Below are 25,627 nucleotides of genomic sequence, written 5' to 3'. Positions count from 1 at the left end.
ATAAGAGAGGATGTTTTTTGTTATTTATTTTCATCTAAGAATAAGACCATATGCTCTTCGTCCCAATATTGTCCGTTATATTTTAATGAACGTTCTTGTACACCGAATGTTTTAAATCCTAATGATTCATAAAGTTTTTTTGCTCCATCGTTGCCAACAACAACATCAAGCATAACTTGTTCTACTTCTAAAGATTTAGCAAGTTCAAGACATTCTTTAATAAGTGCTTTTCCTGCTCCAAGTCCGCGTGCTTTTGGAGACACATATACAGAACCGATTTTAGCTTTATGTTCTTGTTTTACATATGGTTTCGTTTCCAGTGTTGCAACCCCGATTAATTGTCCATCTTTAAATGCACCTAGCGTATAGTTTTCATCTTGTGCTAATTTTTGTGCTTTATATTCAATCGCACACTCTTTATTAATAATATCTTCATAAGAAGAGCTGAAAGCTTCAGGATTTTGCTTTAATCCTTCTACACGAAGTTCTAAGTAAATTTCAGCTTCGTCTTTTGTTAATACATGGATATCCAATTGTATCACCCTCCAAATCTTTGACAAATGTACCTTTATTTTATATTGAAATAAGAATAATTTCAAAAGCTTAGCTTATATGAGCTGATTTTATGACAAAATAACACCAGTAGTGTTTACTACTACTGGTGTTTTCACACGCATCTTATTCAAAAGGTAGCTCAATTATAAAGTTTGTTCCTGCTCCTAATTGGCTTGTTACTAGAATGGAACCGTTATGCAATTCTACAATTTCTTTTGCAACAGCTAACCCGATACCTTTTCCGCCAGTAGCTCTTGTTCTGGATTTATCAACACGATAAAAACGATCAAAAATATGGGGGATATCTTCTTCGGGAATACCTTCTCCTTCATCATCTACACTTATTGTAAAAGAATCTGTTTTCGCGAGTACACGTATCGTAATAGATGTGTTTTCTGGCGAATGTTGATAAGCATTGTGTAATAAATTTAACATAACTTGTTCCATACGTCTTTCGTCTATGCAAACTTCTAAATCATCTTTGCAATATACATGGAGTTGCATTTGTTTGTTAGTTAATGTTGTTTTTGTTTTTTCAACCATTCGTTCTAAAAATGGTTGAAGAATAACTTTTTGTTTTTTTATAACAAACTGATGTTGTTCTAATTGCACTAGCATAAATAAATCTTGGACGAGATCAGTTACACTATCTGTTTCATCCTCAATGATTTGTAAGTATTCTTCACGCTCTTCTTTCGTTAAAGAGTCTCTCTTTGCTACCTTCGCATAACCTTTCATATAGGTCAATGGAGTTAATAGCTCATGGGCAACACTAGCGAGAAATTCATTGCGTTCTTTTTTCATATAAGTCAGTTCACTAGATAAATCTTCAATCGTTTTTGCTAAACTTCCAAGTTCATCATTCCGTTTAATACCTAATTGAATTGGTGTATTTAATTTTGACATTTTTTCTGTTGCCCTCTTCATTTTTATAAGCGGTTCTGTAATAACACGAGAAAAAACAAAGACAGAAATAGTCGTTAAAATAATTGTCAAAACACTAATGATAAGAAATTGATTCATGAGTTTAAGTAACATATTTTCTAAGAAAGATGTCTTTAATAACATATACAACTTACCTTGAAATCCTTGAAGTTCCAGCGGGCTTACTGTTGAGATGAATTTTGATTTTTTCCAGTTTTTTTCATTGATTAATCCACCTTCTGGGATAGTCTCTGTTTTACAAGTAAGTTGTTTTTGCATTTCTTTTGTTACAGGTTCTGAGGTAGAAATAATTTTGCCGTTATTGTCCGTTATAATGATAGCTATATCAGAGTTAGCAATTAATTCTGATTCAACTAAGTGTTCAGCCGCAGTGTTGATATCAAACTCGGGGTACATAGCACGTTTAGGCCGTTTACTGTGTTCAGCGCTTTCCATGAGTTTCTTTTCTTTAGAATATACATCCCACTTCGCGCGTTTTTTAATAATTTTACTATAGCGATTTCCTTTCTCTAAAAGAGCAAGTGTTTCTTCCTCAATGCGCATTGTTGAAATGCTTTTGTAAAAAGATACAAAAGCAATTGTTTCAATACATAAAGCTAATATTAAAAAGTATGTCCCAACTTTAAGTGAAAGTTTACTCATTTTCTCACCATACCTTATTTCATATAAAGGGTCAGTGGTATACTATTGTCCACTGACCGAAGTAATTATTCACTTTTCCATTTATATCCGACTTTATAGACAGTTTCTAAGTAATCTTCAACAGGAAATCCTTTTTTGCGTAATTTATCGCGGATATTACGAATATGTGAATCGATTGTTCTATATTCAATGTCTGTTTCATAACCCCAAATTTTTTCGATTAAATCATCTCGGCTATAAGCACGGTTTGTATTTTGTAAAAATAGTCCAAGTAACGAAAACTCGATAGGTGTCAGGGAGATTTTTTCATCATGAACTGTGACAGTATGTTTTGTTTTATCCCACTCAATACCATTGAAGCTGACAAATCCATCTTTCTTTGTACGACGTAATATAGCTTCGATTCTTGCGACTAATACATGCTCATCAAATGGTTTTGTAATATAGTCATCTGCGCCCATAGTGAGACCTTTCACCATATCGTAACTTTGATTGCGGGCTGTTAGCATAATAATTGGAACGTTGGAAATTTGACGAATTTGATAGCAAGCATCCCATCCATCCATATTCGGCATCATAACATCTAACAAAATAATATCGAAGTCTTTTTGTTCTATTAACTTTAGTGCTTCAAGGCCAGAGGTAGCTTTCATACAAAAATAGCCACGAGGACTTAAGAACAGATCTAATAATCGTAACATGCGTTCTTCATCGTCTACTAATAAAATTTTTACCATAATCTTGTGCACCCCAAACTGTTCATTCTACTTGTATAGTTTACATGAAAAGAATAAAAAACTCTTTTTATGTGATTGAGTGGAAGAGTTATTTTTTCGCTCAGAGTAATTGACATAAAAAATGCACTAGTTTTGCACAACTATTTTTTATAATAGAAAACGTAGCGACACAAAATACCCTATGTTGCGACATAACGTCATGTCATTTTATTTATAAAATGACAATTCCATTCTATTGTGTATGTGAGATAGAGAGGGTTTTCGTATTCACCTCGCATCGGATAAGAAAAATTTCCTATCTCACACTTTTTTTAAAAGGAGACCATACACATGAATCCAAAAGAAGAAATTTCAAAAAAAGAAAAGCAAGATCGTAATACGGTTGTCATGTGCATTGCCGTATCTATGGTTATTATTATAAGTTGTGTAAATAAAATTTTGGGGATTTTATAATATAAAAAAAGCTTATTGCTTCTTAAGGAGCAATAAGCTTTTTTCATTATTAGGGGAATCGTTCTATATAATAAACCAAGGTAAAATTGCTAACCCAGAAGTTACAATTGCTGTAGTAAATATTAAAAGCATAGCTCGTTTGTTTTGTTTCATGTCACATTCTCCTCTACATATCAATTGAATGCTATACGTTCATTTCATGATCAGTTAAGGATGGATTTCCTCACTGAGTAAAGTTTTACTTTATATTTTTAGTATAATGAATGGAAAGGTTTGGTACGATCGATAAAGGTGACATGAAGATTACATTGTTGTAATGAAAAAAGCACCTTTTTTAATAAAAAGATGCTTTTGGGAAAATCCCCCACTGAGTAAAGTTTCACTTTATATTGAAGTATTAATCATTTAAGAACAGAACCATATGTTCCTCGTCCCAGTATTGACCGTTATGTTTTAATGAACGTTCTTGTACGCCGTAAGTTTGGAAACCTAATGATTCATATAATTTTTTGGCACCAGCGTTACCAACTACAACATCAAGCATAAGTTGTTCTACATGTAATGTATCGGCATTTTCAATAATTGATTTAATTAGAGCTCGTCCTGCTCCAAGGCCACGCGCTTTTGGGGAAACAAAAACGGAACCGATTTTTGCTTTATGTTCTTGTTTAATAAAAGGTTTTGTTTCTAAAGTAGCGATACCAATTAACTCGTTATCTTTGAAGGCACCTAGAGTATACTTATCCGGATTGCTTAATCGTTTTGCCATAGCAGCTACAGGATCTTCATGTTTAAGAACATCTTCATAAGAAGAGCTAAAAGCTTCCGGGTTCTTCGTTAAACCTTCCATACAAACTTTTAAATATATTTCTGCGTCCTCTGTTGTTAATAAGCGAATTTCCATCGTTGTAACCTCCCTGGTGGATTTCAAATAAATCCATTACTTTTATAAGATTGTGTATGCGTTTTGTTAGCAGTCTCTTTTAATTTGTAAAAGAATGAAAAGATATATGCTACAATGTTTGGTTTTTTAATATGTAATGAAATTATATATTAACTTTATTAACTATTCAAGCGTTTAATATATTACATTTTTATAACTAAAATAACTCCTCGATCGAGGAGTTATTTTAGTTATCCGATTGATAACCATCAATTCGATGTGGATGTGTGTAAATATTGCAGGATTCATTTCTAATAAACCCTACGACTGTAATGCCTAAATCGTGAGCGAGTTGCAATGCTAGTTTTGTTGGAGCGGATTTAGATAGAACAATTTCACATCCGATTTTTGAGACTTTGAGTAAAATTTCGGATGAAATACGCCCGCTAAATGCGATGATTTTTCCTTTAACAGATATATCGTTGCGCAAACAATGACCGTATATTTTATCTAATGCATTATGTCTTCCAATATCCATTCTTGATAGGAGGATATTGTTTCGATCACATAGGGCGGTATTGTGAACACCGCCGGTTTGGCGAAAGGTAGTGGAAGATTGTTGTAAAGTATTCATTAAGTAAAAGCATTCTTCAGGAGTAATTTTTACATGTATATCATGTAAATCTTTTGCTTTTGCTGCGTCGTTTACGAAAATAAAACCTTGTCTACCTTTTCCACAGCAAGAAGTGATGTATCGTTTATTATATAAAGTTTGATAGAGTGGATTTACTTTTGATGATGTTACATGGACAATTCCGTTATCTTTTTGAACCCATAGTTCTTCGACATCTTTATAGGAAGAAATAATTCCTTCAGAAATTAAAAAACCAATTACCATATCCTCAATATAATTTGGTGTGCATACGACTGTTACATATTCTTCACCATTTAATTTAATAGTAATAGGAGTTTCTGTAACAATCTCATCAAGTTGTTTTGAAAATGTACCAGATTGATAGCGTACAATTGTAGAAGTTTCTTGCGTTGGCCCCATATTAAATTCCCCTTTTATATGTATTTCTCTCCCATATTTATCATAAAACAATGGGAAAATAAAAAACACCTATTAGCAAGAAGATCTCAGATTATTTTGGTTATTATTGTATATGTACGATATAATAGAACTGTAGAATAGTGATATTTTCAAGCTTTCGTAGTTATACCTTATAACATCTAGAATCGACTTCATAAGAAAAGTATTTGGGCAGAGCGTTTCAAAAATATGTACAGTAATGCGATTTTGAAAACGGATTCATAATTGTATTGTACAGTTGGTTGTAAGGAGAGGGGAAACTATGGCAGAACAGACAGTCCGTGTAACCGTAGATGGTGAAGAATTTTCAGCATCAGGTGAAAAGACAATACTACAATTATTTAATGAGAGTAATTTGGAACATCCTCAAATTTGTCATGTACCAGAAGTAGATCCAATTCAAACTTGTGATACGTGTATTGTAGAAGTAGATGGGAAGTTAATGCGTGCTTGTTCAACGAAGCTCGAGAACGGTATGCATATCGAAAGACAGTCACAGCGTGCAAAAGAGGCGCAGACTGAGGCGATGGACCGAATATTAGAAAACCACTTATTGTATTGTACCGTATGTGATAACAATAACGGTAACTGTAAAGTCCATAATACAGTACATATGATGGGAATTGAAGAGCAGAAATATCCGTATGAGCCGAAAGTAAGTGCTTGTGAAGTGGATATGTCACATCCGTTTTATCGATATGATCCAAATCAATGTATTGCTTGTGGACAGTGTGTAGAAGTATGTCAAAACTTACAGGTTAATGAAACTATATCGATAGACTGGAGCTTAGATCGTCCGCGTGTTATATGGGACAATGGTGTAAGTATAAATGACTCATCTTGTGTGAGTTGTGGGCAGTGTGTAACAGTATGTCCGTGTAATGCGTTAATGGAAAAAACAATGCTAGGTGAAGCTGGATTCATGACAGGATTAAAACCAGATGTGTTAGATCCAATGATTGATTTTGTAAAGGATGTAGAGCCTGGATATAGTAGTATTTTAGCGGTTTCAGAAGTAGAGGCTGCAATGCGTAAGACGAAAGTTAATAAAACAAAAACTGTTTGTACATTTTGTGGTGTCGGTTGTTCATTCGAAGTATGGACGAAAGATCGCCATATATTAAAAGTGCAACCTGTTTCAGATGCACCAGTTAATGGCATTTCCACATGTGTAAAAGGTAAATTTGGATGGGACTTTGTAAATAGTGAAGATCGTATTACAAAGCCATTAATTCGTCAAGGAGATATGTTTGTTGAAGCCACTTGGGAAGAGGCTCTTGAAGTTGTTGCATCTAATATGCAGCATATTAAATCTGAATACGGCAGCGATGCATTTGGATTTATTTCTTCTTCGAAAGTAACGAATGAAGAAAACTATCTTATGCAAAAACTAGCTCGACAAATATATGGCACGAATAATGTGGACAATTGTTCTCGTTACTGTCAATCTCCAGCGACAGACGGTTTATTTAAAACTGTCGGTATGGGTGGGGATGCTGGAACAGTGAAAGATATAGCTGAAGCAGGTCTTGTTATTATCGTTGGTGCGAATCCAACAGAAGGACATCCTGTACTTGCTACGAGAGTAAAACGTGCTCATAAATTACACGAGCAAAAACTGATTGTAGCAGACCTTCGTAAACATGAAATGGCAGAGCGTGCGGATTTATTTATTCATCCGAGCCAAGGAACGGATTACGTATGGCTTGCTGGTATTACAAAATATATTATTGATCAAGATTGGCATGATAAAAAGTTCATAGCTGAAAACGTAAAGAATTTTGATGAATATAGCAAAATGGTAGAAAAATATACGCTGGACTATACAGAGAAAATTACAGGGATTTCGAAAGAAAATCTGAAAGAAATGGCTCGTATGGTATATGAAGCAGATGGTACTTGTATACTTTGGGGAATGGGTGTAACTCAAAATACAGGAGGGAGTACGACATCAGCAGCAATTTCAAATTTACTACTTGTTACGGGTAACTATCGTCGTCCTGGTGCAGGTGCATACCCATTACGAGGACATAATAACGTACAAGGTGCTTGTGATATGGCAACATTACCAAACTGGCTTCCAGGTTATCAAGCAGTATCAGATGATACGCTTCGTGCTAAGTTTGAAAAAGCATATGGTACAACTATTCCGAAAGCACCAGGATTAAATAATATCGCAATGTTACTTGCGGCAGAAGAAGGAAAACTACGTGGTATGTATGTCATGGGTGAAGAAATGGCTTTAGTCGATTCAAATGCGAACCATGTGCAACATATTTTAGCGAATTTAGACTTCCTCGTTGTTCAAGATATGTTCTTATCAAAAACAGCTCGTTTTGCTGATGTTATTTTACCAGCGGCACCAAGCTTAGAAAAAGAAGGAACGTTTACGAATACAGAACGCCGTATTCAAAGATTATATGAAGTGTTGAAACCGCTTGGTGATTCCAAGCCAGACTGGTGGATTTTACAAAAAGTTGCTCGTGCGCTGGGCGGGGATTGGAATTATGAAAGTCCAAGTGAGATCATGGACGAAATCGCATCACTTGCACCGTTATACTCTCAAGCAACGTACGACCGTCTAGAAGGATGGAATAGTTTATGTTGGGGTAGTCATGATGGTAGCGATACACCGCTATTATATGTAGACGGATTTAACTTCCCAGATAAACTTGCTCGTTTATCATTAGATGAATGGGTACCGCCAGTTGTAGCACCAGATGAGTATGATTTACTTTTAAATAATGGACGCATGTTAGAACATTTCCATGAAGGGAATATGACGAATAAGTCGGCTGGTATTTTATCTAAAGTATCTGAAGTATTCGTTGAAATTTCACCAGAACTTGCTATAGAGCGCAATGTGAAAGATGGTGGTCTTGTGGAATTAGCATCACCATTTGGAAAAATTAAAGTACAAGCGCTTATTACTGATCGTGTAACGGGGAAAGAGTTATATTTACCAATGCATGCAACAGTAAATGAAGAGGCAATCAACATTTTAACTGGGACGGCAACAGACCTTTATACGTGTACACCAGCATATAAACAAACGATGGTGAAAATGCGTGTATTACGTGAAAAAGGAAATCGTCCGTTACCATCTTCAAACCCGCGAGATAAAAAGCGTAATCCGCAAAATGGTGTTGAAATCGAGCAAAAGTGGCAAAGAAAACAATACGTATCACTTGTGGACTAGGGGGCGGAGATAGTGGCGAAAGAAATTACGTTAATTAAAAAGAAAGTTGTAACAGAGGAAGAACAGAAACAGCAAGTAGCAGATGAACTTCTAAATGAGCTATCTAATAATCGTGAAGCAGTAGAAGAAACGATGCAGCTTCTAGCACAGTTGCAGAAGGCTGGTATTTTAGATGCGGCGATTAGTTTACTTGCTGCGAAGGAAGATGTTTCAAAAATCGCTGTGGAGCAATTAAATCGTGAACCAGTTAAAAATGCACTCAACAATATGATGGGTGCGGGGGAAGCATTATCCTCAGTTAATCCAGAAGTAACAAAGCAAATTACATCAAGTTTAGTTACTGGATTACAATTTGCAACAGATGAATTAAATAGTGGTAAAAAAACGAAGGTAATGGATTTCTTTAAAGTATTAAAAGATCCAGACATTAACAGAGCTATTACGTTTGGTTTTAGTTTCTTGAAAGCATTTGGGCAAGGACTAGAGAAAAAATAGAGCAGATGAAAGAAGTGATGGGAAGTAGCCATCACTTTTTTCATTGTATGTATAAGAGTGTTCATGTTAAGCGGAATATATTATTATTATTATTAAAAAGATGGATTAGAACTGGAAATGTGGAATCCATCTCAAATACCGTTTTAGAATGTGGAGGAATATATGCAACACCGTAAAAGACTATCTATACCAGGAGTAATGAGACATTCCTTTCAAACAGTTAAATTTGCTTTTTGGAATGTATTAACCTTTCAACTTGCTTATAAATTATTAGCAGCGATTGTATTTGTCCCGCTATTTGGGATCATTTTTAATAAGTTATTGTATTTTGGTGGTTATGCAAATGCGACGAATGATGAATTATTAGCGTTTTTAAAAACGCCATACGGCATTTTAGCAATTGTAATTTTGTCCTTGTTAGCACTGTTTCTTATCTTTACGGAATTTGCGGTGCTTATTATTATTTCATATTTCGCTCATAAAAGACAAAAGGTGAAATTACGTCCGATTTTATATAAAACCGTAACGTATTTACCTACTCTGTTCACATATTGCTTACCAGGATTTATTTTATATGCTGTCGTATTGTTACCTCTTTTAAATATGGGATATGAAACAGCATTAATACCGCAAATTCAAATTCCTAATTTTATTACAGGAGAACTGTTTAAGACAACGATGGGACAAGTTGGTTATTATACGTTCTTTGCTGTAATTGCGTATTTGAATCTTCGCTGGATCTTTGTTTTACCTATTGTCGTTTTAGAGCAAAAGCCGTTTCGCACAGCAGCGCGTAAAAGTGCAAAGTTAGTGAAAGAAAGCTTTTTTAAAGTACTGTTCTTTTTAGTAGGATTTTTTATTTCAATAGGAATTGTGTATGTTGTATTTTTAGGTATTTATTTATTGTGTTTATGGGGTGTTTATGAATTTACAAATCCGAAAGGAACATTTGCATTATTAGCTGAATCAACAATGTCTGTATTTTTAACGAGTACATTGTATTTATTTAGTTTTATCGTGACACCGTTTTATATTATGGCGATCACACGATTGTATTTACAAAAGGTTCCGATTGAAGATGTTTTATTAGAAGAAGGATTAGACTATTCAAAAACGAAAGCAGATAAATGTTTCTTCCAAAAACACCGTTGGAAATTTATTGGCGTATACATTGTAGGGATTATTACTGCAGGAATGGTCGTCGCCTTCATTGTAACGTTTATTTCAAATTCATATAAAGAACCAATTATTATGGCACACCGTGGGTATATTTCAAAAGGGGTAGAAAATACGAAAGAAGCTGTGCAAGGTGCTATTGATGCAAAAGCAGATTACGCTGAAATAGATGTATTACAAACAAAAGACGGTGAATTAGCGGTTATACATGATTTGAAGTTAAAACGCCTTGCAAATGCTAATGTGCATGTGTCAGATTTAACGATGGATGAGTTAAGGCAGCTTACTCTTAGTCAAGATGGACTTTCAGGACAAATAAGTACGCTTGATGAAATCATTAAGCTCTCAAAGGACAAAATTAAACTCAATATTGAAGTCAAACTTCATGGGGGCGAAAAAGATTTTGTAAACAAAGTATTAAAAACGATTAAAGATAATGAATTTGAGAAGCAATGTGTCATTCAAACGTTACACTACCCGCTTATAAAAGAGTTTAAGCGTGCAAATCCAAATATAAAAGTAGGATATATATTGTATGCAAGTAGAGCTCACTTAAAGAATGTGAAGGCTGATTTTTATGTAGCGGAAGAATACATGCTAAATAAGAAATTAGTAAAAGAAGCAAGGAAGTTAAACAAACCAATTTACGTATGGACGGTAAATGATATGGAAAGTTTAAAGGGATATTATAAGTTAAACGTAGATGGTATCATTACCGATTATCCGGAAGATGCACGCGAAACAATTAAGATGTTAAAAGAGCAAGAAGAGGAAGAAAGCGATCTGTTTGATAAAATTACTGAAACAACAGATGATTTATTTTCCAAATTATTTATAAGTTACCCAGCTGCTGGCTAAATGTCAGCAGCTGTTTTTTTATAAAAAGAATATATCTCTAAAGTATTGTGCGAAGTAATCACTGTATATGTATACGGCATCATTAGGGTTTCTTACATCGTTACATTATTGTCAAATAATAAATGATTACTACTTATTTTGAAGGAGTATAATAAAAATAGAGTGATAGATAATGAAATGGAACGAAGATGCTAATAGAATCAATGTTTTATATATTTACACTATTCTAAATATATAAACTTTAAAAAAATAGTATGTTAGCGTTTTCATAACTTTTAAGTTATGCTAGAATAAGGACATAAGTTATTAATTATTACAAAAAGAAAAAAGACTTTCTTTTTTCTGTTAATTATAAGGGGGCATTTCATTATGCGTATTGGGGTACCAGCAGAAATTAAAAACAACGAAAACCGTGTGGCAATGACACCAGCAGGTGTTGTACATTTAATTCGTAACAATCACGAAGTATTCATTCAAAAGGGTGCAGGTTTAGGATCTGGTTTCACAGATGCGCAGTATGTTGAAGCGGGAGCAAAAATTGTTGACACAGCTGAAGAAGCTTGGAACATGGAAATGGTTATGAAAGTTAAGGAACCGGTTGAAAGCGAATACAAACACTTCAGCGAAGGTTTAATCTTATTCACATACTTACACTTAGCTCCAGAACCAGAATTAACAAAAGCGTTAATTGAGAAGAAAGTTGTTGCGATTGCATACGAAACAGTACAATTAGAAAACCGTTCTCTACCATTACTTGCACCTATGAGTGAAGTAGCTGGTCGTATGGCTGCACAAATTGGTGCACAATTCCTTGAGAAAAACAAAGGCGGTAAAGGTATCTTACTTGCAGGTGTTCCAGGGGTTAAACGTGGTAAAGTAACAATCATCGGTGGTGGACAAGCTGGTACAAATGCTGCTAAAATTGCAGTTGGACTAGGTGCGGATGTAACAATCATCGACTTAAGTGCAGAACGTCTTCGTCAATTAGATGACATTTTCGGAAACCAAGTAAAAACTTTAATGTCTAATCCTTACAATATTGCAGAAGCTGTAAAAGAGTCTGATCTTGTAATCGGTGCAGTATTAATCCCAGGTGCAAAAGCGCCAAAACTTGTAACAGAAGAAATGATTCAATCAATGGAACCAGGTTCTGTTGTTGTAGATATCGCGATTGACCAAGGTGGTATTTTCGAAACAACTGACCGTATTACAACTCATGATAACCCAACTTACGAAAAACACGGCGTTGTTCATTATGCAGTTGCAAACATGCCAGGTGCGGTTCCACGTACATCAACTCTTGCATTAACAAACGTAACAGTACCATATGCAGTACAAATTGCTAACAAAGGCTACAAAGAAGCTTGCCTAGGCAACTCTGCATTACTAAAAGGTATTAACACATTAGATGGCTATGTAACATTCGAAGCAGTTGCAGAAGCTCACGGTGTAGAGTACAAAGGTGCTAAAGAATTATTAGAAGCAGAAACAGTATCTTGCTAATAGAAGCATTATACAAAACAAAATCGAACAATATATAAACCAACATGATAAGAGCTAAGAGTGAAGATCTCTTAGCTCTTCTTGGCAAAAGGGGGCATACATCGTGGCCAACCTATTTAAAAAGAAATCCGTTACGCAATTGTTAGGGGAAAGTAAAAGTAAAACTTTAACGAAAACGCTAGGGGCATTCGACCTAACAATGCTAGGGATTGGTGCGATAATCGGTACAGGAGTTCTAGTATTAACAGGATTAGTAGCAGCAAGAGATGCTGGTCCAGCAGTTATTTTTTCATTCATGATAGCAGCGATTGTTTGTGGATTTGCAGCATTATGTTACGCAGAGGTCGCTTCTACACTTCCTGTTTCAGGTAGTGTGTACACATACTCATATGCAACAATTGGTGAGTTTGTAGCTCATTTAATGGGATGGACATTACTATCCGTATATGTTGTAACAACTGCCGCAGTAGCTGGTGGATGGACTGGTTATTTCCATAACTTAGTGAGTGGATTGGGACTTGAAATTCCAAAAGCGTTGTTAACGATTCCAGCGCAAGGTGGTATGGTAAACTTACCGGCAGTTATCGTTACGTTAGTAATAACTTGGTTATTATCACGAGGTACGAAAGAAAGTAAGCGTGTGAATAACATAATGGTATTAATTAAAATTGGTATTGTTGTTTTATTCATTGCTGTTGGTGTATTCTACGTGAAACCAGAAAACTGGATACCATTTGCACCATATGGCTTAAGTGGAGTCTTTGCCGGAGGAGCAGCAGTATTCTTCGCTTTCTTAGGATTTGATGCATTAGCAACTTCTGCTGAAGAAGTAAAAAATCCGCAACGTGATCTACCGATTGGTATTATTGCTTCGTTAGTTATTTGTACAATCATTTATGTTGTAGTTTGTCTTGTTATGACAGGTATGGTTTCTTACAAGGAATTAGATGTACCTGAAGCTATGGCTTATGTACTTGAAGTTGTAGGACAAGATAAAGTGGCTGGTGTAATTGCTATTGGAGCTGTAATTGGTATTATGGCTGTAATTTTCGCGTACATCTATGCTACGACACGCGTATTCTTCGCTATGAGTCGTGACGGTTTATTACCAAAATCTTTCGCGAAAATTAACAAGAAGACTGAAGCGCCAACATTTTCAGTTTGGTTAACAGGAATTGGTAGTGCTTTAATTGCTGGATTTATCGATTTAAAAGAATTATCAAATTTAGCGAATATTGGAGCTTTATTAACATTCGCCATGGTTGGTGTAACTGTTATCATTCTTCGTAAAACGCATCCGAAATTACAACGTGGATTTATGGTACCACTTGTACCAATTTTGCCGATTATTTCAGTTGCATGTTGTCTATTCTTAATGGTAAACCTACCATTAAAAACATGGATATACTTCGGTGTTTGGTTAGCAATCGGAGTAGTTGTATACTTTGTTTATTCGAAAAAACATAGTCATTTAAAAGACGATGGAAGTTCGCAGGATAATTTAGAACAAGCTAATTAAAAGGGATATAAGTATAGTAAGCCTTGTGCGTCTAGGGAACGCGCAAGGCTTTTTTCTTTTGTGCAAAATGTATATCCTTTTTTCGTATGAGAATGTAATGGATGCGGAAAATATGTGTACGTCTTATTAAAATGTGAACAAAATGTTCGAAAAAATGTATGAGATTTCATTGACACATATGAATAGACGCTCATATAATAAGAGTATAAGATATATGAATGATTGTTCATATGTTCAAATGAAGAGGTGAGCTATAATGGCTGTAAATAAAGTAGAAACACCACAAGAGACATGTTCTCAAACGATAATTCATGAAGAAGTTGTTGATCAAGTAAAACAAACAATTCCAACTGATGAAAGTTTAAGTAAAGTAGCGGAATTATTTAAAGTATTAGGTGATCGTACACGTACGAGAATATTACATGCATTATTTGAAGCTGAAATGTGTGTTTGTGATTTAGCGTATTTATTAGGAATGACACAATCATCTATTTCACATCAGCTTCGTGTGTTAAAGCAAGCGAAACTTGTAAAGAATCGTAAAGAAGGAAAGGTCGTTTATTATTCGTTAGCTGACCAGCACGTAATTCATATCTTCGAGCAAGCGTTTGAACACGTAAACGAGGAAGAATAAAAAGAACGCGAGGAGGGAGAACGATGGCTGAAGCATTAGTGAAAAAGAAATTGATGTTAGAAGGTCTAGATTGTGCGAACTGCGCAATGAAAATTGAAAAAGGTGTTGGAAATATAGAAGGAGTAAATTCTTGCTCTGTAAATTTTGCGACAAAAACAATGGTTTTAGAAACAGAACAAAATAAAGCAAGCGAAGTTGTTACAGAAGCAAAACAACTCGTTACAAAATTAGAACCGCACATTAAAGTGCAAGAAGAAAAAAACACAAAAGTAGTAAAAGAAGTGTTTATATTAGAAGGTTTAGATTGCGCAAATTGTGCAATGAAGATTGAAAATAAAGTTAAGGGAATGCCGACTGTTTCAGCGGCAACTGTTGATTTCGTATCAAAGAAATTACGAGTAGAAGTTGCGAATAAAAGAGAATTAGAAGCGACTGTAGCAGATATAACAAATGTTGTTCAAAAGTTAGAGCCAGATGTGAAAGTTGTTCGTGAAGAAAAGGGTGGCCATGACCATGGACATAGTCACGACCATGGGGAAGCAAATGTGAAAAAGATGATAGGACGATTAGTGGTCGGCGGAATTTTGACAGCAATCGCTGCATTAGCTGGCTTACCACAAATGATAACAATTCCGTTATTCGTCCTTGCGTATGTATTAATAGGCGGAGATATCGTTTGGAGAGCGGTAAGAAACATAACTCGCGGCCAAGTGTTCGATGAGAACTTCTTAATGGCAATTGCAACTGTAGGGGCTTTCGCAATTCAACAATATTCAGAAGCTGTTGCGGTAATGTTATTTTATCAAGTAGGGGAACTATTCCAAAGTATTGCGGTAAATCGCTCCCGAAAATCAATTACTTCATTAATGGATATTCGTCCTGATTACGCGAATGTAAAGGTTGGAAATGAAACGAAACAAGTAGCACCAGAAGATGTACAAATCGGCGATTATATTATCGTGAAGCCTGGTGAGAAAGTACCGTTAGATGGAAAAGTAGTTGAAGGAACATCAATGGTAGATACTTCAGCATTGACTGGTGAATCTGTACCACGTGAAGTTGAAGTTGGAAATGATGTATTAAGTGGTTTTGTAAATCAAAATGGTGTATTAACAATTGAAGTTACAAAAGAGTTTGGTGAATCTACTGTATCAAAAATTTTAGATTTAGTTCAAAATGCAAGTAGCAAAAAAGCGCCAACAGAAAACTTTATTACGAAATTTGCGCGTTACTATACTCCTGTTGTAGTTATTACAGCGGCGATTATGGCGTTTGTTCCACCACTTATTTTAGAAGGAGCTACATTCTCAGAATGGATTTATAGAGCTTTAGTATTCTTAGTAATCTCTTGTCCATGTGCGCTAGTTGTATCCATTCCTCTCGGATTCTTTGGTGGTATCGGTGGTGCATCTAAAAGTGGTGTATTAGTAAAAGGAAGTAACTATTTAGAAGCTTTAAATGATGTGAAATATATCGTTTTTGATAAAACAGGAACACTAACAAAAGGTGTCTTCAAAGTTACAAAAATGGAATCAAGCGAAGGTATTACGAATGAAGAGCTGTTAGAGTATGCAGCATTTGCTGAAGTGTATTCTAACCATCCAATTGCACAATCTATTCGAAATGCATATGGAAAATCGATTGATGAAAAAGTAATCGATGACTATAACGAAATTTCTGGTCACGGTACAGTCGTAAAAGTACAAGGAAAAGAAATTTTTGCAGGTAATGCTAAATTAATGAGAAAAGAAAACATTACATTTAAGCAACCAGAAACAGTAGGTACATTAGTTCACGTTGCTGTAGATGGGAAATATGCAGGTTATATTGTTATCTCTGATGAGGTAAAAGAAGATTCAAAACAAGCAATTCAAAAATTAAAAGAACTAGGTATTAAGAAGACAGTGATGTTAACTGGTGATGCAAAATCAGTTGGTGAAGCTGTTGGTAAACAGTTAGGTTTAGATGAAGTTCACGCAGAACTATTACCGCAACAAAAAGTAGAAGAGATTGAAAAAATTGATGCGGCGAAGAACGGAAAAGAAAAAGTTGCCTTCGTTGGTGACGGTATTAACGATACACCAGTATTAGCGCGTGCAGACGTTGGTATTGCGATGGGTGGCTTAGGATCAGATGCAGCAATTGAAGCGGCTGATATCGTTATTATGACTGATGAGCCTTCAAAAATTGCAACAGCCTTAAACATTGCAAAACGCACACGACGCATTGTATGGCAAAATATCATCTTTGCATTAGGGGTAAAAGGATTAGTTTTATTACTTGGTGCCTTTGGTATTGCAACAATGTGGGAAGCTGTCTTCTCAGATGTTGGTGTGACACTACTTGCAGTGTTAAATGCAATGCGTGTACTACGAGTGAAAGATTTATAAAAAAGAGGACGCAATTGCGTCCTCTTTTTTAGGTTATTTTGTTGAAATTGACTCAATAAAATAATAACAAATATTATTTTGTGAATAAATAACTTAATAGTAAAATTTACAAATAAAAAACATTTGCCTTACTATTTTAATATATTTTTCACAAAGATACATATAGTATTGAAAAAACAGAGAAGGAGAAGCTTCTCTGTTTTATCTCGCTTTAATGGGCAGTAAGACCCCCTCTCCAAATTCAGCGAAAGCAAAGAAGTTAGGTGGGGGATCAACTGCCCATAAAAGTCCGATTGGTTCAACTAATAATCAGTGGGGATGAAGAAAACCCCCACTGATTAAAGTTTCACTTTATTTTTGTATATTTTTTTCAACTTGTTCTCGAACAGTTTGAATGTAATTCATTTTATGATCCCAACATTCTTGACTTAAATCGACAGGGTACTCTTCGGGATTTAAAGTTCTCATATATTCTTCCCAAAATAGTGCGAGACTTTGTTCATTATATTTTTGGATATCTAATATGCTTGGTAGCTCGTATGTTCTTTCACCGTTAACAAAAATATCTTTATGCAGTTCACGAGCTTCAAAGTTTGTTACGAATTTACTTATATAAGTGTGAACGGGATGGAACATTTTTAATCGTTCTTCTTTTCCTGGTTCTTCAGAATCTAATGCAATATAATCGCCTTCTGCATGATCGTTAACGCGATTGATAATACGATAAATTCGTTTAAGTCCTGGAGTGGTAATTTTCTCAGGGTTAGATGAAATTTTAATCGTATCATTTAACTTCCCATCAGTATCTTCAATCGCTACTAGTTTATAGACAGCACCTAAAGCTGGCTGCTCAAATGATGTAATCAATTTTGTTCCAACGCCCCATACATCAATTTTTGCGCCTTGAGATTTCAAGTGCATAATTGTGTATTCATCTAAATCGCTAGAAGCAATAATTTTTGTATTTGTAAACCCAGCTTCATCTAATAGTTTTCTGGCCTTTTTAGATAAATAAGCCATATCACCACTATCGAGGCGAATGCCATAAAAATCGATACGATCTCCAAATTCTTTTGCAACACGAATTGCATTTGGAACACCAGATTTTAATGTGTCATATGTATCAACGAGAAAGACACATTTTTTATGAGTTTCAGCGTATTTCTTAAACGCGACATATTCATCACGATATGCTTGAACGAAAGAGTGAGCATGAGTGCCAGCTACAGGAATGCCAAAGCGCTTGCCAGCACGAACGTTACTCGTAGACGAAAACCCACCAATAAAGGCAGCGCGTGTGCCCCAAAGAGCTGCATCGAACTCATGGGCACGTCTTGTACCAAACTCTAAAAGTTCATCATTATTTGCAGCGTGCTTCATACGAGCTGCTTTTGTTGCGATTAATGTTTGGTAATTCACAATGTTTAACAGGGCAGTTTCAATAATTTGTGCTTCGCCGAGCGGTGCATCAACACGTAATAAAGGTTCGTTATTAAATACAACTTCACCTTCTTGCATACTACGAATCGTCCCAGTGAATTTCATATTTTGTAAATAATGAAGGAATTCTTCTTCAAATTGTAACTCTGCTAAATAAGCGATATCGCTTTCGGTAAAGCTGAAGTTTTCTATGTACTCTACAATTTTTTCAAGACCAGCAAACACAGCGTAACCGTTCTCAAATGGAAGTTTTCGAAAGTATAAATCAAACACCGAGCGGCGATTATGAATACCATCTTTCCAATATGTATAAGCCATATTAATTTGATATAAATCTGTATGTAAGGCATAGCTATCGTCTTTATAATAAGTCATCGCGAAAACACCTCCATAATTTGGTTATAGTATACCAATTTTTCACCGCCCGTAGCAAAGAATGGATATGAAAGTGGAGTCAAGAGAGAAAAAAATGAAATATTGCATATTTTTTAGAAAATTTACATTTATCAATTTATATTTCTCTAGATTTTATGTATTATTAGAGTAATGGGGGTAATGAGAATGGAGGAGGACAATGCAACAAACATTAGAAAAAATAGGCAAACAAGTCTTTTACAAACGGCTACAGCAAAAAATGACACAAGAAGAATTATGTCAGGGCATTTGTTCTGTCTCATACTTAAGTAAAATCGAAAATGGAAAGATCGAAGCATCAGAAGAAATTCTACAATTGCTCTGCACAAGGTTAGAAATTGCCGTGACGGATTTGAGGGATGTAGAAGAAGATGTGAAGGGGAAGTTGGATGAATGGTTGAATGCACTCGTTCATTTGGACAAGCAACAAGTAGAACGCATATATGAAGAATTACAAGGTGAAATGAAGCATGTTTTGGATTTTGAAATTATAAATTATTATAAGTTACTTTATACGCGGTATTTAATTATGAAAAGGGATTTTTCTGCTGTCGAAGAAGAGTTAGAGAGTTTAAAGAAGATGTACAAAAAGTATTCACCATTTCAGAAATTATTATATACGTATAGCAAAGGGTTATATTATTTTTTACAACATAGATATAAGAGAGCATTGGAGTATTTGGCTCGAACAGAAGTAATGGCAAAGGAACAAGGGTATCATGAGAATGGAATATATTTCAATTTAGCTCTTGTTTATAATGAATTGGAAGTTGAACATATGACTTTACATTTTGCTAATGTAGCAATGGAAGGATTTAAGAATGAATATAAGTTCCGTTATGTGATAAATTGCCAGTTACTTATTGCGTTGAGTTATATACAAAAAAAACAATATAATGAAGCGCTATCTATTTATAATAATATTTTGAGGGAAGCAAATTCTTTTGCCGATAAAGAAAGCATAACAGCTATTGCTTTAAATAATCTAGGCTTCTTGTACTATAACTTAAAAGATTACGCAAAAGCTAAAGATTATTATTTGCAATGCTTAAAGTACAAGAAGGAAGAGGATTTAAATTATATTGATGCAGTGTATGAGATCGCTTTACAGTGTATTGAATTAAAAGAATTTGAAGAAGCGAAAGATTGGATTGGTAAAGGGATAGATATCGCGAAGAGGGATGAAAAGTATAAAAGTATGCTATATATACTTTTAATGCTTAAGCATAAATATTTTGAAACTAAAGATGTTTATAAAAAGTTTTTAGAAGTTGAGGCAATCCCATTTTTTAGAGGCGAAGAGAATAAAAAGGAATTAAAAATGGTGTATTTAGAACTAGCAGGATATCACGAAGAATTATTAGAGTTTAGGGAAAGTAATAATTATTATAAATTGGCAATTAATTTATTAGAAGAAAAGGGAGGAAAATAGTATGAAGAAGAAAATAATTATTGGTGCTTTGGCTTTGGTAGCTGTATTAGTGGTATTGGAACCGCAATATGCTTGGACATCGGATATCTATGGTCAAGGAGAAAAAGTAGTTGAAGTGGTAAATTCGTAATAAAAACCCCTTTCCAATCGGAAAGGGGTTTTTCAATATTTGTTCTTCAAAATTCTACAAAACTTGAGAAAATAATTATTTGAATTTTTAGTATATTAATAGTGAAAACATAATGCTAATATGAAACTACTCTTTTTCAAAAAAATAATTTATTAGGGGGAAGGTTCATGAAAAAGAAAAGTTTAGCGTTAGTGTTAGCAACAGGAATGGCAGTTACAACGTTTGGAGGGACAGGCTCTGCGTTTGCGGATTCTAAAAATGTGCTCTCTACGAAGAAGTACAATGAGACGGTGCAGTCACCTGAGTTTATTTCTGGTGATTTAACTGGAGCGACTGGTAAGAAAGCAGAATCTGTTGTGTTTGATTACTTAAACGCAGCAAAAGGTGATTATAAGTTAGGGGAAAAGAGTGCGCAAGATTCTTTCAAAGTGAAACAAGTGAAGAAAGATGCTGTAACTGATGCAACAGTAGTACGTATGCAACAAGTATACGAAGGGGTACCTGTATGGGGTTCTACTCAGGTAGCTCACGTAAGTAAAGATGGTTCTTTAAAAGTGTTGTCTGGAACAGTTGCACCTGATTTAGACAAAAAAGAAAAGTTGAAAAATAAAAATAAGATTGAAGGCGCAAAAGCAATTGAAATCGCGCAGCAAGATTTAGGTGTTACACCTAAATATGAGGTAGAACCAAAAGCGGACTTATATGTATATCAAAACGGTGAAGAAACAACATATGCATACGTTGTAAATCTGAACTTCTTAGAGCCAAGTCCAGGAAACTACTACTATTTCATTGAAGCAGACAGCGGTAAAGTATTAAATAAATATAATAAACTTGATCATGTAGCAAATGAGGATAAGTCGCCAGTTAAGCAAGATGCTCCTAAACAGGAAGCAAAGGCGGTTGTAAAACCTGTAACAGGAACAAATAAAGTAGGAACTGGTAAAGGTGTATTAGGAGATACAAAGTCGCTTAATACAACGTTATCTGGCTCATCTTACTACTTGCAAGATAATACGCGCGGAGCAACGATTTTCACATATGATGCGAAAAACCGCTCAACATTACCAGGAACATTATGGGCAGATGCAGATAATGTTTTCAATGCAGCGTATGATGCAGCGGCAGTAGATGCTCATTACTATGCAGGTAGAACATATGATTATTATAAAGCTACATTTAATAGAAACTCTATTAATGATGCAGGAGCTCCGTTAAAATCGACAGTTCATTACGGAAGTAAGTATAATAATGCGTTCTGGAATGGCTCACAAATGGTATACGGAGATGGTGATGGTGTAACATTTACATCATTATCTGGTGGAATCGATGTAATTGGTCACGAATTAACGCATGCTGTTACGGAAAATAGCTCGGATCTAATTTATCAAAATGAATCAGGAGCGCTAAATGAAGCAATTTCTGATATCTTTGGTACTTTAGTAGAATTCTATGATAACCGTAACCCAGATTGGGAGATTGGTGAAGATATTTACACACCTGGTAAAGCAGGAGATGCGCTTCGTTCTATGAGTGATCCAGCGAAGTATGGTGACCCAGACCATTATTCTAAGCGTTACACTGGTTCAAGTGATAATGGTGGAGTTCATACAAACAGTGGTATTATTAACAAACAAGCTTATTTATTAGCAAATGGCGGTACGCATTCTGGTGTAACTGTAACTGGTATCGGTAAAGATAAGCTAGGTGCAATTTATTACCGTGCAAACACACAATATTTCACGCAATCTACTACATTTAGCCAAGCTCGTGCTGGTGCAGTACAAGCTGCAGCTGATTTATATGGTGCGAATTCTGCTGAAGTAGCAGCAGTTAAGCAATCATTTAGTGCTGTTGGTATAAATTAAGGATTTAAGAGATAGCTATTAATAAAATACCTCAAAAATAAAGAAGGAGCATAGGCTCCTTCTTTATTTTTTTCTCCATTTTTTCCACAAATAATACAATCCGATACAACCTGCGATTGTTACAATCCACTTTGCTTCATTTGTACCGTTTATAACATGGTATGCAGAATATACTTCAATCAATAAGGACGGTATTTTACCTATTGTACTGGCAATACTGAAGGATAGTAATGACATTTTGCCTAGAGCCGCAAATAAAGTCACAATACTGGACGGAATGAATGGAATAAAGCGAAAAGATAGGACGAGTAGAAAGGCCTCTCTACCTTCTACGTAAAGAAGACGTTCTACCTTAGGATGCTTATTTACTTGATCGTGAGTGAACTTTTGAAGGCCTATACGATAAATATAAAACGAGATAATAGCCCCTAAGGCCTCACCTACAATCGAAATGATTGTGCCGTTTACTACGCCAAAGAGCTGTATGTTAATGGCGGTCAAAAAAATACTAGGGATAAAACCTAAAAGACTGATGATGATGTTGATTAAGATACTAAGTGGAATTGCGATTGAATAATAGTCTGTTAAGAAGTTTTGAATTGTTTCAGCCATTGTTTAAAATCCTTTATCTTTTTTTGCATTACACCATATTTCCATTGTGTAGGCAAGTGCAAATTTACATAATGTAGGAAAACGTTGACGGGACACCATCTACATACCTTATAAGGGTATTAGGTATGTAAAAGTAGGGGTATATTTTACATGTTTTAAAAACACTAAATAAACCTTGTATTTAAAGGTTTTGTTTGTTGTTTTTACGGGGTATTCAACTCGGGAAATAATCACAAAAACATAGGGGTATATTTATGGGGAGGTCGAAAATAGTGGTTTGATGAAACTAGGGTGGTAATATGGCAAAATAGATGAGGAATTTAAAAAATGTGTATGTTTTTTCTGTGTGAAATTGACTTTTAGTGAAGTTACGATAATAATCATGAAAGAGGTGATATGATGAAACGAATAAGCAGTCTTTTCTTGGCTAGTTTATTGGCATTAATGCTGATCTTAAGTGGATGTGCAGGAAAAGAACAAAAAACAGAGAAACAAACAGGGAATCAATCGACATCGGTAGAAAAAATTAGTGATAATATTTTAGATGAAATGGAAGGACCACCTAAAAATGGTCACACGATTGAAAGACATGTGGGCAAATCAGAAGAGGATTTAAAGAATCGTTTGAAGACAGATAAAGTATCAGCGGCAAGTACATACTATGATAAGGAAACAGCGACGAAAGCTGTAAAAGATAGTTTGAAGCAGCATGATAAGGAAATTCAAGATTGGTTAAAAAATTCTAAAGAAGCTCGTCTCGTATTAAATACAACTCATTCATTCCCGGTTGGAAAAACGGTAATAAAGAAAAATATGAATGTAAAAGACAAGCTAGTAAAAACTGTTACTGTTTTAGCGAGAGATAAGTCAGGAGATTTAGGATATAAGATCATTACTTCTTATCCATCTGATAAATAAGAAGGGGGAGTAAATATGTATACGACATTACAATATTTTCTCAAATCGTATTGTACGTTAAGTATCCATGAAGATGAAATAGTAGGCGTGATGGAAGAATTTATAGAGCAAGAAGACGAAGAGATTGTTTTAAAATTACGCGATGAATTATTATATATGAAGAAAAAGGATGCTTGGGAAGAGGCGTGCGTATTAGCTGCGAAGCAAGGAAATCGTATGTGGTCTTTAGAAGAAACGAAAGACCATCTTGCAACCTTTTTATTATTAGTGCAAAAGAAAAAGGCGTGAGTAGATCACGCCTTTTTTTGTTGGTTTGATAGTACCTCATTGCGTTGGAGCGCTTTTATATACGCTTTTTGAAATTTGTCCATTAGATACTACTTCACCGTTTTGTGTTACTTTTTTATACGTAACTGCTGTTATTTTATCATTAGTCCTACTAATTACTTGAGAAGAAACTTCAACGTTTTTACCAGTATTTGTACCGAAAATGCGTGTAGTAATACTACCTCCATTTGAAAATGCTTGAATATAAATATGATTGCCTGTATTGTTTTTAAATTTTAAATCTGGACCATAATCTGCTACTGCTGCATCTTGACCAAGTGGTAAATAATTTACAGGCATAGAATGATTACTTCGAGAAACAATTCCTAGATCTGCCCTTAAAGCGGCGCTATATAAAGTACTACTAACTTGGCAAACGCCTCCGCCAGCACTTTGTATAACTTTACCTTGTGAATATACGGCTGCGGATTTATAGCCATGTGCAGCATCCGTTACGCCAACGCGGCCATTAAAACTAAATGTTTCATCAGGTGCGACAATAACTCCACTTAAAGTATTAGCTGACTTATTTACGTTAAAGGATTGATTCCCGTTACGACCAGCCATTGGGGTCGAGTATTCAGCGATTACTTCTTTAATCCCCATTTTTTGTATATCTTCTGTAGATCGTTCAGGTTTTAATAGTGTAACTGGTAATGTAACGTCTGATGTGCCAGAAGTAATGGCCTGCTTCGTTAAATCAGTTAACTTTCCTTTATCAATTTTTTCTCCATTTTGACTTTGGCTAATATTTACTGTAGAGCCTTCAACACTTAATTCTGCATTAACGGGATTTTTTAATGTTTCATTATATTTATCTTTCATAAAGCTTTCATAAGCAGTTGTATTTAATTGAGGTGTTAATTTATAGTCACGTTTTAATTCACCGTTTTCAGCTTGCTTCCGCATTTTGTAACGATTTATTGCGTTTCCTTCTTGTTCTTTAAAGATTTTGTCGACAATATCTTTCTCTTTATAATTCATTCCTAAATCTTTCCATGTGTAAGTTTGTTTATCATTTTGGAATATGTAGGTAAGAGATTTTTGATCTAATTCAGTTATTTTTTGATTAATTATGGCTTGAATATCTGTTTTATTTTTTCCATCGAGAGAAATACCTTCAAATGTAGTATGTGGTAATGCAGTAGTATCTAATTGATTATTTAATGTGGATACATATTGATATCCACCAACACCGCCTACACAAAGTAATATGCCTCCAGCAATTGCAGAACCGATCAGTATTTTACTTAGCTTCATTTATTTCCCCCCAGGAATTTTTGTATAAATATATGTATTACATTTTTTGTATAAAAATGATGAAAATAACATTATGTACGTACTAGTATACTATTATTTTCACTATGTGTGTAATGTTTTCATAAAAAACGTTACACTGCTGTA

The 25,627-nt window shown here is 34.9% G+C and carries 21 protein-coding genes; 13 read left to right on the top strand and 8 right to left on the bottom strand.

Going from position 1 to position 25,627, the window contains the following annotated elements; genetic code table 11:
• Positions 1 to 20: 20 nt before the first annotated feature.
• From QCI44_RS25335 to QCI44_RS25325, 3 genes are all read right to left on the bottom strand, one after another.
• Positions 21 to 533, bottom strand: coding sequence for a GNAT family N-acetyltransferase (locus QCI44_RS25335; RefSeq protein ID WP_000351216.1), 513 nt, complete (start codon positions 531 to 533; stop codon positions 21 to 23).
• A gap of 145 nt (positions 534 to 678) precedes the next feature.
• Complete coding sequence (locus QCI44_RS25330; RefSeq protein WP_016089367.1) at positions 679 to 2,142, bottom strand: sensor histidine kinase; 1,464 nt, start codon at positions 2,140 to 2,142, stop codon at positions 679 to 681.
• A 65-nt stretch (positions 2,143 to 2,207) separates the two neighbouring features.
• On the bottom strand, positions 2,208 to 2,879 hold the full coding sequence (locus QCI44_RS25325) for a response regulator transcription factor (RefSeq protein WP_016133579.1): 672 nt from the start codon (positions 2,877 to 2,879) through the stop codon (positions 2,208 to 2,210).
• A 330-nt stretch (positions 2,880 to 3,209) separates the two neighbouring features.
• Between QCI44_RS25325 and QCI44_RS25320 the strand changes: the two genes are divergently transcribed.
• Positions 3,210 to 3,332, top strand: coding sequence for a hypothetical protein (locus QCI44_RS25320; RefSeq protein ID WP_001068388.1), 123 nt, complete (start codon positions 3,210 to 3,212; stop codon positions 3,330 to 3,332).
• A 397-nt stretch (positions 3,333 to 3,729) separates the two neighbouring features.
• On the opposite strand, the gene QCI44_RS25315 is transcribed toward QCI44_RS25320, so the two are convergent.
• On the bottom strand, positions 3,730 to 4,236 hold the full coding sequence (locus tag QCI44_RS25315) for a GNAT family N-acetyltransferase (protein ID WP_016089365.1): 507 nt from the start codon (positions 4,234 to 4,236) through the stop codon (positions 3,730 to 3,732).
• Positions 4,237 to 4,462: 226 nt separating this feature from the next.
• Positions 4,463 to 5,269, bottom strand: coding sequence for a formate dehydrogenase accessory sulfurtransferase FdhD (gene fdhD / locus QCI44_RS25310; RefSeq protein ID WP_016133580.1), 807 nt, complete (start codon positions 5,267 to 5,269; stop codon positions 4,463 to 4,465).
• A 301-nt stretch (positions 5,270 to 5,570) separates the two neighbouring features.
• On the opposite strand from fdhD, the gene fdhF reads away from it, so the two are divergent.
• The 7 genes from fdhF to QCI44_RS25275 all read left to right on the top strand — a co-directional run bounded on the left by fdhF (position 5,571) and on the right by QCI44_RS25275 (position 17,082).
• A complete protein-coding gene (fdhF, locus tag QCI44_RS25305; RefSeq protein ID WP_088083209.1) occupies positions 5,571 to 8,507 on the top strand; it encodes a formate dehydrogenase subunit alpha in 2,937 nt (978 codons plus the stop codon).
• A 12-nt stretch (positions 8,508 to 8,519) separates the two neighbouring features.
• Positions 8,520 to 9,002, top strand: coding sequence for a helical membrane plugin domain-containing protein (locus QCI44_RS25300; protein ID WP_353811494.1), 483 nt, complete (start codon positions 8,520 to 8,522; stop codon positions 9,000 to 9,002).
• A 162-nt stretch (positions 9,003 to 9,164) separates the two neighbouring features.
• Positions 9,165 to 11,036: a glycerophosphodiester phosphodiesterase gene (locus QCI44_RS25295; RefSeq protein ID WP_016089362.1), complete on the top strand. Its 1,872-nt coding sequence runs from the start codon at positions 9,165 to 9,167 to the stop codon at positions 11,034 to 11,036.
• Between the two features lie 369 nt (positions 11,037 to 11,405).
• Positions 11,406 to 12,539, top strand: coding sequence for an alanine dehydrogenase (gene ald, locus QCI44_RS25290; protein WP_001219749.1), 1,134 nt, complete (start codon positions 11,406 to 11,408; stop codon positions 12,537 to 12,539).
• A gap of 103 nt (positions 12,540 to 12,642) precedes the next feature.
• A complete protein-coding gene (locus tag QCI44_RS25285) occupies positions 12,643 to 14,058 on the top strand; it encodes an amino acid permease (protein ID WP_001284886.1) in 1,416 nt (471 codons plus the stop codon).
• A gap of 256 nt (positions 14,059 to 14,314) precedes the next feature.
• Complete coding sequence (locus QCI44_RS25280) at positions 14,315 to 14,692, top strand: ArsR/SmtB family transcription factor (RefSeq protein ID WP_000290207.1); 378 nt, start codon at positions 14,315 to 14,317, stop codon at positions 14,690 to 14,692.
• Between the two features lie 23 nt (positions 14,693 to 14,715).
• On the top strand, positions 14,716 to 17,082 hold the full coding sequence (locus QCI44_RS25275) for a heavy metal translocating P-type ATPase (RefSeq protein WP_353811493.1): 2,367 nt from the start codon (positions 14,716 to 14,718) through the stop codon (positions 17,080 to 17,082).
• A 351-nt stretch (positions 17,083 to 17,433) separates the two neighbouring features.
• Here the strand turns inward: QCI44_RS25275 and QCI44_RS25270 are convergent, their stop codons facing one another.
• On the bottom strand, positions 17,434 to 18,897 hold the full coding sequence (locus QCI44_RS25270) for a nicotinate phosphoribosyltransferase (protein ID WP_016089360.1): 1,464 nt from the start codon (positions 18,895 to 18,897) through the stop codon (positions 17,434 to 17,436).
• Positions 18,898 to 19,096: 199 nt separating this feature from the next.
• Between QCI44_RS25270 and QCI44_RS25265 the strand changes: the two genes are divergently transcribed.
• The 3 genes from QCI44_RS25265 (at position 19,097) to QCI44_RS25255 (ending at position 22,366) form a co-directional block, all read left to right on the top strand.
• The gene (locus QCI44_RS25265; protein WP_016089359.1) at positions 19,097 to 20,368 is read left to right on the top strand and encodes a tetratricopeptide repeat protein; all 1,272 of its coding nucleotides are present in this window, start codon (positions 19,097 to 19,099) and stop codon (positions 20,366 to 20,368) included.
• A gap of 1 nt (position 20,369) precedes the next feature.
• Positions 20,370 to 20,498 carry an NprX family peptide pheromone gene (locus QCI44_RS25260; protein ID WP_016089358.1) on the top strand — a complete coding sequence of 43 codons (129 nt, stop codon included), beginning with the start codon at positions 20,370 to 20,372 and terminating at the stop codon, positions 20,496 to 20,498.
• A gap of 167 nt (positions 20,499 to 20,665) precedes the next feature.
• Positions 20,666 to 22,366, top strand: a complete 1,701-nt coding sequence (locus tag QCI44_RS25255; RefSeq protein WP_016089357.1) for a M4 family metallopeptidase — start codon at positions 20,666 to 20,668, stop codon at positions 22,364 to 22,366.
• 63 nt (positions 22,367 to 22,429) lie between these two features.
• Here QCI44_RS25255 and QCI44_RS25250 read toward each other — a convergent pair whose 3' ends face one another.
• Positions 22,430 to 22,978 carry a TVP38/TMEM64 family protein gene (locus tag QCI44_RS25250; RefSeq protein WP_016089356.1) on the bottom strand — a complete coding sequence of 183 codons (549 nt, stop codon included), beginning with the start codon at positions 22,976 to 22,978 and terminating at the stop codon, positions 22,430 to 22,432.
• A 399-nt stretch (positions 22,979 to 23,377) separates the two neighbouring features.
• Between QCI44_RS25250 and QCI44_RS25245 the strand changes: the two genes are divergently transcribed.
• Entirely contained in the window at positions 23,378 to 23,896 is a 519-nt protein-coding gene (locus tag QCI44_RS25245; RefSeq protein ID WP_016089355.1) for an RNase A-like domain-containing lipoprotein, read from the top strand.
• Between the two features lie 15 nt (positions 23,897 to 23,911).
• Positions 23,912 to 24,184 carry a hypothetical protein gene (locus QCI44_RS25240; protein ID WP_016089354.1) on the top strand — a complete coding sequence of 91 codons (273 nt, stop codon included), beginning with the start codon at positions 23,912 to 23,914 and terminating at the stop codon, positions 24,182 to 24,184.
• Positions 24,185 to 24,220: 36 nt separating this feature from the next.
• Here QCI44_RS25240 and QCI44_RS25235 read toward each other — a convergent pair whose 3' ends face one another.
• The gene (locus QCI44_RS25235) at positions 24,221 to 25,483 is read right to left on the bottom strand and encodes a VanW family protein (RefSeq protein WP_016133586.1); all 1,263 of its coding nucleotides are present in this window, start codon (positions 25,481 to 25,483) and stop codon (positions 24,221 to 24,223) included.
• Positions 25,484 to 25,627: the final 144 nt, after the last annotated feature.

The sequence above is a fragment of the Bacillus cereus group sp. RP37 genome (assembly GCF_040459695.1).
In the GTDB taxonomy this organism is placed as follows: Bacteria; Bacillota; Bacilli; order Bacillales; family Bacillaceae_G; genus Bacillus_A.
This window is presented reverse-complemented; position numbering and strand designations above follow the sequence as displayed.